This window comes from Arthrobacter sp. YN, from assembly GCF_002224285.1.
GTDB lineage: Bacteria > Actinomycetota > Actinomycetes > Actinomycetales > Micrococcaceae > Arthrobacter.
Genome location: NZ_CP022436.1, coordinates 4,543,334 through 4,555,076, shown reverse-complemented (window position 1 = coordinate 4,555,076; position 11,743 = coordinate 4,543,334). Strand labels below are relative to the sequence as shown.

At 64.7% G+C, this 11,743-nt stretch carries 9 protein-coding genes and 1 pseudogene; 6 read left to right on the top strand and 4 right to left on the bottom strand.

The annotated features are described in order from the left end of the window. Positions 1 to 127: 127 nt before the first annotated feature. From CGK93_RS20910 to CGK93_RS20895, 4 genes and pseudogenes are all read right to left on the bottom strand, one after another. Entirely contained in the window at positions 128 to 1,156 is a 1,029-nt protein-coding gene (locus CGK93_RS20910) for a hypothetical protein (protein WP_089597670.1), read from the bottom strand. Positions 1,157 to 1,271: 115 nt separating this feature from the next. Continuing rightward, positions 1,272 to 3,011 (bottom strand): helicase HerA-like domain-containing protein, encoded by a 1,740-nt coding sequence (locus CGK93_RS20905; protein ID WP_089596474.1) that lies wholly within the window; start codon positions 3,009 to 3,011, stop codon positions 1,272 to 1,274. A gap of 3 nt (positions 3,012 to 3,014) precedes the next feature. Further along, positions 3,015 to 3,533 (bottom strand): GNAT family N-acetyltransferase, encoded by a 519-nt coding sequence (locus tag CGK93_RS20900; protein WP_089597668.1) that lies wholly within the window; start codon positions 3,531 to 3,533, stop codon positions 3,015 to 3,017. Between the two features lie 57 nt (positions 3,534 to 3,590). Continuing rightward, positions 3,591 to 5,539: pseudogene (locus CGK93_RS20895) on the bottom strand (FAD/NAD(P)-binding protein). A 289-nt stretch (positions 5,540 to 5,828) separates the two neighbouring features. Here CGK93_RS20895 and CGK93_RS20890 point away from each other — a divergent pair. From CGK93_RS20890 to CGK93_RS20865, 6 genes are read left to right on the top strand one after another with little or no spacing between them, the layout of a single operon-like run. Further along, positions 5,829 to 6,794, top strand: coding sequence for an amino acid ABC transporter permease (locus tag CGK93_RS20890; protein WP_198318286.1), 966 nt, complete (start codon positions 5,829 to 5,831; stop codon positions 6,792 to 6,794). Continuing rightward, complete coding sequence (locus CGK93_RS20885; protein ID WP_089596472.1) at positions 6,791 to 7,684, top strand: amino acid ABC transporter ATP-binding protein; 894 nt, start codon at positions 6,791 to 6,793, stop codon at positions 7,682 to 7,684. Before CGK93_RS20890 ends, CGK93_RS20885 begins: the two co-directional genes overlap by 4 nt. Before the next feature lie 8 nt (positions 7,685 to 7,692). Beyond that, positions 7,693 to 8,703: an ABC transporter substrate-binding protein gene (locus CGK93_RS20880; RefSeq protein ID WP_089596471.1), complete on the top strand. Its 1,011-nt coding sequence runs from the start codon at positions 7,693 to 7,695 to the stop codon at positions 8,701 to 8,703. Next, positions 8,700 to 9,866 (top strand): LLM class flavin-dependent oxidoreductase, encoded by a 1,167-nt coding sequence (locus CGK93_RS20875; protein WP_089596470.1) that lies wholly within the window; start codon positions 8,700 to 8,702, stop codon positions 9,864 to 9,866. Before CGK93_RS20880 ends, CGK93_RS20875 begins: the two co-directional genes overlap by 4 nt. Next, positions 9,850 to 10,683: a DUF1684 domain-containing protein gene (locus tag CGK93_RS20870; protein WP_089596469.1), complete on the top strand. Its 834-nt coding sequence runs from the start codon at positions 9,850 to 9,852 to the stop codon at positions 10,681 to 10,683. The genes CGK93_RS20875 and CGK93_RS20870 overlap by 17 nt, the downstream gene beginning before the upstream one ends. After that, on the top strand, positions 10,680 to 11,738 hold the full coding sequence (locus tag CGK93_RS20865) for an LLM class flavin-dependent oxidoreductase (protein WP_089596468.1): 1,059 nt from the start codon (positions 10,680 to 10,682) through the stop codon (positions 11,736 to 11,738). The genes CGK93_RS20870 and CGK93_RS20865 overlap by 4 nt, the downstream gene beginning before the upstream one ends. Positions 11,739 to 11,743 lie beyond the last annotated feature (5 nt).

Below are 11,743 nucleotides of genomic sequence, written 5' to 3'. Positions count from 1 at the left end.
CGAAACGGCCCGGGTTTGACCTCTTAGGGAGGTTGCCCGGGCCTTTTCATGCCCTCGGACTCCGTCAACGGTGGGCGAGTGCTGCCGACTTGGTCAACGGCTTACCAGTACGGCGAGCCAGGGAAGCTCAGAAGGTCAGCATCGGGGTGACTGTCACAGTGTCGGCGTCGACATCCAGTTGGGTGGTGAAGCTGAAATCGTGCTCCACGCTGAGGTCGTTGACGTACCCGGTGAACAGGTTGATTTCCCGGGCTGTCAGGGTGGCCTTGCCGTTGAGGGGAGCCACCACCCATTTGCCGCCGAAAGGTTCGATGGTGATTTTGGGGTAATCCGTGATGGCCCACTTGATGGTTCCGTCCACCACGCGTGCGTTGCTGGCGTGGTAGAACGGGCAATCGGGCTGGAGCCGCTGTTGCTCGGTGGCCTGCGCCGCGCAGCTGTCCAGGAACTCCCGGACCTTCCCGGCGACGGCCTCGTTCATGGACTTGGTGGAACGCGTCTGCAGGTTCAGGGGAGCCTGGCCGCCGTCGCGCGTTGAGACGAGGGCGGAGGTGGGCGGTGCCTCGAAGAAGGTCCCGTTGAGGCTGGCCTCGTACTTGCCGGGGAAGAAGACCGCGAAGGTGTTCCGGCCATTGGGCATATTGACGGGCACACCGTTGAGGGTGGCTTCGCTGGCATTGACCACTGTGACCTCAATGGTGGGCAACGTGGTGGGCACGAAAGCCCACTTGGCGAAGAACAGCCACTGCGTCCCGGTCCGTTCCATCAGGAACTCGGTGTGGAGTCTGCTGCCGTCCAGGGTGTAGTCGACGGGGACCGCCATGCGGTTGCTGCCCCGCGATTCGGGGTTCCCCACTGTGACGTCGGATAGCTTGGAAGCGGCGGTTTGCAGGGCGGTGCCGTCCAGCATGGCGGCGTTCGAGCTGGGCACTTTGGCCCGCAGGAGGCCCAGTGCTTCTTCGCCTTCGCCCTTTTGCAGCGCCGCCAGGTACTCCTTGACGGGCTGTTGTGGGCTGGCCACCGACGAGCTCACCAAATTGATGCAGACGATGGCCCCGGCGGCAGCAAGCATCAGACCGAGCAGCCATCCGGCTGCGGTCTTGACGAACGCCTGACTCAACTGCACGCCCTTTACGTTACCTGCCACGGCAGCGATCACTGTGCAGGAGGGCCCCGATATGACGTATGTCCACCGATTGGAGAAGGCTCGACGGCGGGCGGCAGCAAGCGTTGCTGCCGCCCGGCGTCGTGCTTGTGTCAGTCAGGGGGGACTAGCGGCGGCGCCGTGAGGAGGTGCCGAAGACGCCGCGCAGGAGGTCACGGCCCAGCTGCGTGCCCATGGACCGGGCCATGCTTTTCAGCCCGCCGCCCAGCGCCCCGCCGAGGGCGCCGGCGATGTCACCGAACATTCCATCCTGCTGGGCCGGAGCCTGCTGCGGAACTGGAGCGGGCGCGGGAGCAGGGTAGGACTCAGGTGATGAGGACCGCGAGCTGGGGCGGCCCAGGATCTCTTCCTCGATCCGGCGCGCTTCGGCGTCGATGTCGGCCTGCGAAGCACCGGAACCCCCGGAAGCACCGGAACCCCCGGAAGATGAAGAAGGCACCGGTGGCAGCCCTGGAGCAGCATCGCCGGTGGATACGGCGGCTTGGTCATTCAACTTCTCGTACGCGGAGAGGTTGTCCACGGCGGTGCCGTACTTCACCAGCAAAGAAGACGCTGCCACGGTGCTCTTGATGAGGTCGTCCGTGCTGGGACCCATGACGGACTCCGGTGCACGGAGCCGGGTCAAAGCAACCGGTGTGGGCGCACCCTTCTCATTCATGACGGTGATGACGGCCTCGCCGATGCCCGCGGAGGTGAGCGTCTCTTCGAGGTCGTAGTCACTGACGGGGAACGTGGACACGGTGGCCTTTAACGCCTTGGCATCCTCGGGTGTGAAGGCGCGCAAGGCGTGCTGGATACGGTTGGCGAGCTGGCCCAGGACGTCGGCAGGAACATCCTTGGGTGTTTGCGTGACGAAGAAGATGCCCACGCCTTTGGAGCGGATGAGCCGGACGGTGGTGGTGATGGCGTCGAGGAAGGCCTTGGAGGCGCCGTTGAACAGCAGATGGGCCTCGTCCAGGAAGAAGACCAGCTTGGGCTTGTCCAGGTCGCCGGCTTCGGGGAGGTCCTCGAACAGGTCGGCCAGGAGCCACATGAGGAATGTGGAGAACAGCAGGGGCTTGGTCTGCAGCGTTGGCAATTCAAGGCAGCTGATCACGCCCCGGCCGTCCGGTGCTGTGCGGAGCAGTTCGGCGGTATCGAACTCGGGCTCGCCGAAGAACTTCTCCATCCCCTGGGCCTCAAGGGTGACCAGTTCGCGCAGGATCACTCCGGCTGTGGCTTTGGAGAGCCCGCCAAGGTTGGCGAGTTCGGCCTTGCCCTCGTCCGAGGTCAGGAACTGGATGACCGCACGGAGGTCCTTGAGGTCGATCAGCTCCAGGTTGTTCTTGTCAGCGAAGTGGAAGATGAGTTGGAGGCTGGATTCCTGGGTGTCGTTCAAATCCATGATCCGGGAGAGCAGGATGGGCCCGAACGAAGTGATGGTGGCGCGGACCGGAATGCCGTGGCCATCCCCACCGAGCGAGAGGAACTCGACCGGAAAATTCTTTGCAGACCATGCCTGCCCCAGCGCCGAGGTGCGTGCGGTCAGCTTCTCACTGCCGGTGGCGGGCGTGGCCAGTCCTGACAGATCACCCTTGATGTCCGCGAGGAAAACCGGAACACCCGCCGTACACAACTGTTCGGCGATCATGTGCAGCGTGACCGTCTTGCCGGTGCCCGTGGCGCCGGCCACCAGCCCGTGCCGGTTCATCATGGCGAGCGGGAGCCGGACCTGGGCCTCTTTGTGGATTTCACCGTCCACGATCGCGGCGCCCAGCTCGATGGTGGCACCTTCCAGGGTGTACCCCTGCTGGATGGTGGCGAGTTTTTCGGCAGTTGTTGCAGTGGGTTTGTTGGCCATGCGCATAGCTTAGCTGTGCGCGGCAAGATCCTTGCTGAACGCCAAATGCTTGATTTCCTCAGGGTCTGCGGCGAGGTCGAACAGTGCCTTGTAGCCCGTGGCCAGGTAGAGGTTTTTCGCCTCCGGCTGGCGCGGGCCGGTGGTGAGGTAGAGCTTCCGGTAGCCGCGTCGTCGAGCCTCATTCTCCAGTTCCGTCAGGACCAGTCGCGCCAAGCCGCGACGTCGGTGGGCCGAGTGCGTCCAGATCCGCTTGAGCTCTGCAGTGTGGCCGTCATAGCGGCGGAACGCGCCGCCGGCCACTGACTCGCCGTTCTCCTGAATGATGATCAAGGCACCGTGCGGAGCTTCGAATTCCTCTGCGGGGTACCGGTTCAGTTCCTCGGCAGCACCGCCGGTGCCGAACAGGTTTCCGTAGCGGGTTTCGTATTCGACGGCGAGTTCGTCCAGGAGCGGGCGAACGCGGGGATCGCGCAGGGGCAGGGTCAGGACGGTCAGGCCCGACGTCGGCAGGGTGGGAGTGGCGGTCATGTCAGGCCTTTCGTAGGTGGAACCCAAGTAGGTAGCAGTTAATGCCGTTTTGAGGGCTCATAACGGCGTTAACTGCGACTCAGTTGGGCGGGCGGCAGCAACAGTGGACAGGATCCGGCGTGCCAGGGCGTCGTTTTCCCGGAAGGGTGCTGCGTTGGTGTTGGGACGGGCAAACGCCCCAGCGCCCCAGCCGGACGTCCACGGACCCACCGCGAACAAACCCTTCCGAGGTGTACCAACAGGGGACAGTACCTGGTGATTCCCGGAGACCAGCAGCTTTCCGGTGGAGTGGGCGCCCTCGGAGGTGAGGAGCCGTTGTTCGGTGCCCCATCCGGCGTCGTGCAGGTCCGACAACGCGGGGTTGGCGGAACGTTCCACCGAAGCGGCAGGCAACCGCGCCTCAATGTACGCGGTGGCGTCCACCACAACCGGCGATTGGAACGAGCCGGCAACGAACCTGCCTACGGAATCGTCGGCACGGACCCACATGCCCGGACCCAGGAACTTCAGGAACCCGGCCCGGTGAAGTGCCAGCATCTCGCGGAGGCGGTGGGAGGGCGGCCCGGAGTCGACGAAGCTGAAGAAGCCGTGCCACCACCCGTGGATGGCTTGCTGGGAGCGGGCATTGAGCCGTTCCTGCGGGACCAGGCGGCCGAGGTCCATGTAGACGAACAGCAAGGCCGTGAACAGAGCCAGGGTCTCGGAATGGTCTGGGCTGGTGCGGAGGTCAAGGTCGCGCTGGATGTAAGCGGCCACCGAGCGCTGCACGGTGTCGTGATCGGCGAATGCGCAACCACTGAGCGGGTGGTCCAGCTTCTCGAGGTCCAGGCGCAGCGCCGGATCCGGCACGGAGAAGTTGACCAGTTCTTCGCGGGCAGCGCTGTACCAATCAACGGCGTCGAAACGCGACTCAAAGCTGGTCCACGTCCCCAGCACCCGCTCCGGGTAGCCGGTGAAGAGCTCGCGGTAGTAGGCGTAGCCGGCGTCCTTGGCGATCAGCGGCCACAAATGCCGGCGGAAATCGAGTTCCTGATGCCCGGCAAGGAGCGCATCGATAGCGGAGGACGTGAAGTATCGCGGGCGGGCGATCGGCTCGCCGCGCAGCGTGGAGGAGATCTTGGAGTGGAACGGCACGCCGCGGCGGGACCCCGCCCAGACCCGCGGTTCGGCGCCGGAGGCTACGTACTCCAGGCGGCCGTCGGGTGTTTCTTCGAAGCGGCCACCGCGTCCCTCGAACAACAACACCAGCAGGTCCACGAACGCCAGGCCCATCCCGGAAACGATCACGTCCTGGCCGGGTTCAATCGCGGAGTAGTCCACGTCCGTGGTGTACGACGGCGGCGCATGGAACCCGCCGTGCCGGGCAGCGAACTCGCTGAGGCGGGCGGACTCCGGGTCGGGAACGGAATCTGTGTGACCCAACGCGTACACCACGACGTCGGCAAGCACCTCGGCGCCGGAAGCCAGCCGCACGCGGTGAGGACCGTCGTCGGACCCGGCCGAACCGCCGTCAGCAACAGAACGCTCGACGGCGGTGGCCGTGTCGCGGTGAACGGTCACCGTCACCTCGGGCCGAGGGAGCTGACGGCCCGGCCGAAGAACCACTCCAGGTACTTGCTCTGGAGCTGACGTGTGGGAAAGGAAGCGGGGGTCAACGAGCGGAGCTGCGCGAGCAGGTGCGGCTCCAGCGGAGGAACATCCCGGATGCTGCCGTCCAGCACGCCCGACGCCCACGTGGACAGCCCGGGTCCGTCAACCGATGGCCCATCGCAGGCCACGGAGGCGTCGGTGAACATGGTGACGTCCGCAGCAGTGGAGTTCAGCAGCAGGCCCGGGCTCTGGTCATAGCGCCAGATCCTCCCGGAGCCGGGCTCATGGGGTTCGATGACGTGGATCTCAAGAGGCCCGAGGAACAGTGCAGGACGGTTGGCGGCAAGCCGTTCCAGGACGCCGGCGGTGCGCGGGCCGCCGCCAATGAAGGCGATGGCTGGAACTCGTGACGGCATGGGATCTCCTGAAAAGCAGTGGTGTGGTGATGCCCAATCTAGGGACGAACCGGGCCGCTGGTCGAGGCAGTGGTCACGGCCGTTCACCACGCGTCACGTCACGTTAAGGCGCGCAAAGAAGGGACGCATATGGCGCCTGATGACGGCGATTGTGACGTCGTGCGAACCCTTGCGAAGCCGCGCGAAGTCCAGTGAAGAAGTGCAAATTCCCGCCTTGCTGCGGGGTTTCGCACGCCCATAGATTGGCAGCCATCCGATAGACAACAACCGATCTGAAATGAGGTGGCGCATGAGTGCAATCGCACCGCCTGCCACGGCGGACACTGCACCGCCCACCCCGGATTACTCCGAGTACAAGCTGGTCCCTGCCCGTCACCCGTGGCGATGGGTAGGCACCGTGCTGGTAGCTGCCGGCGTGGCCGCCATTGCGTGGTCGCTGGTCACCAACCCCCGTTGGGAGTGGGGCGTGGTGGCCGAGTGGTTCACCGCCCAGTCGGTTGTCAATGGACTCATTGAAACCCTCAAGCTCACGGCCATCTCCGGTGTCCTGGGCTTCGTCCTGGGGTTCATCCTGGCCCTGATGCGCCTGTCAGCCTCGCCGCTGCTGGTCTCGGTGTCCTGGACGTTCTCCTGGATCTTCCGCTCCACCCCGCTGCTGGTCCAGCTCCTCCTTTGGTACAACCTGGGCTACCTGTACGAGAAGATCAGCCTGGGCATCCCGTTCACGGACGTCCGTTTCTTCGAAGCCCAGACCACCACGCTCATCAGCCAGTTCGCCGCTGCAGTCCTCGGCCTCACCTTGAACCAGGCTGCCTACTCCGCCGAAATCATCCGCGGTGGCATTCTCTCCGTGGACCAGGGCCAGCTCGAAGCTGCCTCGGCCCTGGGCATCCCGGCGTGGAAGCGTTCCACCAGGATTGTGCTCCCGCAGGCCATGCGCGCCATCCTGCCCAACGCCTTCAACGAGATCATCGGCCTGGTCAAGGGCACCTCCATTGTTTACGTCTTGGCCTATTCCGAGCTGTTCTACACGGTGCAGGTCATCTACAACCGGACCCAGCAGGTGCTGCCACTGCTGCTGGTGGCCACGCTCTGGTACGTGGTGATCACCTCCGTGCTGAGCGTTTTCCAGTACTACATCGAACGCCACTTCTCCAAGGGCGCCCTGCGGACCCTGCCTCTCACCCCGTTGCAGAGGGCCCGCAAGTTCTTCACCACCCACGTTGCCGCCACTCCTACCAAGGACGCCCGATGAGCATCATTGCTGCACGCAAGGAAAACACGACGACGGCGGTACAGCCTGACGCTGAAGCTCCGGCCCGCGATTCGGCCGGCACAGTTCCGGCCGGCACAGCCAGGGCAGCCACCCGCGGCCAGGTGGACATCACCAACGTCCGGAAGTCCTTCGGCGCCACGGAAGTCCTCAAGGGGGTTTCGTTGTCCGTCCCGCCGGGTGGCGTTGCAGTGATCGTCGGTCCGTCCGGTTCGGGCAAATCCACCCTGTTGCGCACCATCAACCACTTGGAAAAAGTCGACGGCGGCTACATCACCATCGATGGCGAACTGGTGGGCTACGAAGTCCGCGGCAACAAGCTCCACGAACTGCGTGAGAAGGACATTCTCAAGCAGCGCACCCACATTGGCATGGTGTTCCAGAGCTTCAACCTGTTCCCGCACCTCACCGCCCTGGAGAACGTCATCGAGGCGCCCATCGTGGCCCAGAAGCGCTCCAAGGCCGAAGCCCGGAAGCGGGGGCTGGAACTCCTGGACCGGGTGGGACTGAAGGACCGTGCAGACGCCTACCCACGCCAACTGTCCGGAGGCCAGCAGCAACGCGTGGCAATAGCCCGCGCGCTGGCGCTTGATCCCAAGATCCTGCTCTTCGACGAGCCCACCTCAGCGCTGGACCCCGAACTCGTCAACGAGGTTCTGGACGTCATACGTGAACTCGCCAAATCCGGCACCACGCTGATTGTGGTCACCCACGAGATGGGCTTTGCCCGGGACGTCGCGGACACCGTGGTCTTCATGGACCAGGGCCAGATCGTCGAATCCGGCACCCCTCAGGACATCTTCGCGAACCCCCGCGAGGAACGTACCCGCAGCTTCTTCTCCAAAGTCATCGAACCAGCTTTCAACATCTAGGACACTCCATGCTTCGCAAGACCCGCACCTTCGCCACCAACAAAAGCAAGCTTTTGGCACTCGGTGTACTTCCCGCCGTCGTGCTTCCCGTGCTGGCCGGGTGCTCCGATCCTGGAGCGTCGGCGGCCAAGCCGGAGTCCGCAGCTGCCAAGAACGGCGTTGTCTACAACACCTCCGTGGACCAGAACCGGATCCGCGCTGAGAAGGACACCGCCGCCGCCGGCGCGGTCCCCGCAACGATCGCCAAGGACGGCAAGCTGACAGTCGCCACCACTGCCGGCTCCATCCCGTTGTCCTTCCACGCCACGGACGATAAAACGCCGATCGGTGTGGAGGTGGACATAGCCCAGCTGGTGGCCGACAAGCTCGGGTTGGAACTGGACCTTCAGGTGACGTCGTGGGAGAACTGGCCGCTCAAGACCCAGTCCGGTGACTTCGAAGCCGTATTCTCCAACGTGGGCATCAACGCAGCCCGCGTGAAGCTGTTCGACTTCTCCACCTACCGCGCCGCGTACATGGGCTTTGAAGCGAAGAAGAGCTCCACGTACGACATCAAGGGTTCGGACGACATTTCCGGGCTGAAGATCTCCGTGGGCTCCGGCACCAACCAGGAGAAGATCCTGTTGGCCTGGAACAAGGAACTCGAGGACAAGGGCAAGGCACCGGCCACCTTGCAGTACTACTCGTCCGACGCCGACACCATCCTGGCGCTCTCTTCTGGCCGCACGGACTTGAACCTGGCACCGTTCCCGTCGGTCACGTACCGCGAAAACACCCGCGACGACCTCAAGGTAGTGGGCAAAGTCAACGCCGGATGGCCGGCCGAAACGCTGGTGGCTGCCACGACACTCAAAGGCAATGGACTGGCCCCGGCCATCACCGACGCCCTGAACTCCACCATCAAGGACGGCTCCTACGGCAAGGTCCTGGAACGCTGGGGCCTCTCCGAGGAAGCCATTCCGGAGTCCAAGACCGTCACCGAAACGACGTTTGGGACCCCGGCCGGGACCACCAAATGAAGTTCCAGGTCCTTGACATCATTCCTCACCTGAAAAACCCGGTGACCGGAGAGATCGTCTCCACAGCTGACCGGCTGAACCAAGTGGTGGCAACGGCCCGGCGTGCCGAGGAACTCGGCTTTGACAGCTTCTCCGTGGGGGAACGCCACGCCGGCGAGTTCGTCTCGTCCTCCCCGACGACGGTCCTCGCCGCGATCGCCGCCGTCACCAGCCGCATCCGCCTGCAGACCGGAGTCACCGTGCTCTCCGTCCTGGACCCGGTCCGGGTGGCCGAGGATTACGCCACCATCGACCAGCTGAGCCGAGGCCGCCTGGAGCTCGTGATCGGCAAAGGCAACGAAGTCCTGCAGTATCCGCTCTTTGGCCTGTCCCTGGATGACCAGTGGGACCTGCTCGCCGAGAAATACGCGCTGCTGCGCACGCTGTGGCGCAAGGAAAGCGTCACCTGGTCCGGCCGCTTCAGGCCAGCGCTCACCGAGCCAACCACGACGACGCCACGCCCCTTCGCGGGGTCGCCCCGGATTTGGCACGGCTCGGCTACAACCCTGACGTCCGCTGCGCTCGCCGCCAAGTGGGGCGACCCGCTGTTCACGGCCAACGCCATCCAGCCACGGGAGAACTACAAAGTCCTGATCGACCACTACCGCGAGGAATACGAGCGGCACGGGCACGATCCGCGGCACCAGTACCTGGGTTCGGGCAGTGGCGCAGGCGGTGTTTTCATCGCGGACACCACTCAGGAAGCCATCCGCCAGTACGGGCCTGTTTATGAAGCACTGACCGCCAACCGGAATGTCCCCGGCAACAACTCACCTTTCCGGGATATCCAGCACGCCGTGGCCGAGGGACCGGCACTGGTGGGCAGTCCGGAGCAGGTCATCGACAAGATCCTCAGCTACCACTCGCTCTACCACCACGACCTCCAATCGATCTCCCTGCCCACCACGCTGCCTTTCGAACAGCAGTTGGAGATCCTGGAACGTTTCGCGGTGGACGTCATTCCGGCCGTCCGGGCGTCGGCGCCGACCACCCTGTGGGAGTCGGGGGATCCCTTCGCGGGCCGACCCGAATTTGCCGGGGCAACCGAAGCCGACGCCGCAGCAACCGTTACAGCCGACCACGCCTTGAACAGGAGCGATACCGCCAATGTCTACGCACACTGAAACAGCACTCGAAGCCTTTGACGAGGAATGGCAGGAATGGCACGAGGCCCATGAGCGCAGCCGTGCCCACCCGCACGGCTTCCTCGCCGTCACCCACCTGCACTGGCTCAGCAGCGAGGCAACCCGGCTGGAAGGTGCGCCGGGAACGTGGAGTGTGGACGCCGACGTCGTGCGTGTCGTCCTGGAGCCGGGCGAAAGCCTGCAGCAGGATGGGGTGGAATGGAACACCGGCTCGGGCAAAACGCTGGAGCTGGGCCCCATCGAGGAACGCGGCGGCATCAACCTGGTTTCCGGCGACACCGTGATCGAGGTGGCCAAACGTGGCGGCGAGTACATCGTTCGGCCTCGAAATCCTCAGAATCAGCTGTTGCAGGAGTACCAGGGAACACCCGCCTACACGCCCAATGCTGCGTTTGCCGTGGCCGGTACGTTTGTCCTGTTTGAGGCTCCGCGACCCACCACGGTGGGTGCCGCCGTCGAGGGCATCCAGCACGTCTACGAGGCTCCCGGTGAAATTCGTTTCACACTGGCCGGTGAGGAGTTGGCATTGACTGCGTTCAACGGTCACGCACCGGGCTCGCTGTCCGTGCTGTTCACCGACCAGACCTCCGGGAAGACCACCTACGCGGCCAACCGCTCGCTGTCCGTGGTTCCCGCAGCAGACGGCTCCGTACAGCTCGACTTCAACCGCGCCGTGAACCTGCCGTGCGCCTACACCGACCTCGCCACCTGCCCGCTGCCGCCCGCCGAAAACCGGCTTCCGGTGGCTATTGAAGCCGGCGAAAAGATCCCCTACGAACGTCAGGACCAGAAGTGAGTTTCTCCAACCGCAACAAGGCCGGCTTCCTGGCCATCGAACTTGACGGCGCCGGCTATGAGAACCTTGCAACCGCCGTCCTCGCCGCCGAGTCCGCTGGCTTCCACGTGGCAACCTTCACGGACGGTCGGGTTCCCGGCCGCGCCAACGCCCTGCAGCGTGCCGCGTTCGCCGGCCCCGTCACCCGTACCATCGCGGTGGTCCCGGAAGTGGACACCGTCTACACGGAGCCATTCCACATCTCCACGCAGCTCGCGAGCCTGGACTACGTGTCCGGTGGCCGCGCCGGGTGGATTGTGACCGCAGCCGAATCGCCCGAGGCCGCTGCCGCCGTCGGACGTTCTCTTGTTCAAGGCGAGGCGCTGGCTCAGGAAGCCGCCGCGTCCATCGAGGTTGGCCGCCGGCTGTGGGACTCGTGGGAGGACGACGCCGTGATCCGCGACGTCGCCACAGGCCGGTACATCGATGTGGACAAGCTGCACTACGCGGACTTTGAAACGCCCCCCGATTTCCCGGGTCTGGGTTATTCCGTGAAGGGGCCTTCCATCATTCCGAGGCCGCTGCAGGGCCAACTGCCGGTGCTCGCTGCTGCGTCCCTGGTGGGCGGCGGCCTGGTCCCTGCCGACGCCGTTGATGCTGTCCTGGTGTCTGCGCCGACGCCCGAGCTCCTCGCCGCAGAGGTCCGTGACGTGCGTGCCCGGCTGGGTGCTTCGGTGGCCGTTGTGGCAGAGCTCGACGTCGTCCTCGACTCGCGTGGTGAAGCTGCGGCTTGGCGTTCTTTGTCTGCTCAGGAAACCGGACGGGCGCGGTTTATCGGCTCTGCCGCGGGTCTCACCGACCTTCTCGACGCGCTGCTGAAGGAGGCCGACGGCGTTCGCCTCCACCCGGCTGCCCTGGACGTGGAGCTGGATGAACTATCACGGGTAGTCCTTCCGGAACTTCGTCGCCGCGGTTCCCTGCGGCCGCCCATCCAGGACGGTACGTTCCGCGAGCTGATGGGCCTCGCCCCCGCGGAAAACCGCTATGCAACCACCGCTTCCGGCGCATCAAAGTAAAGGAA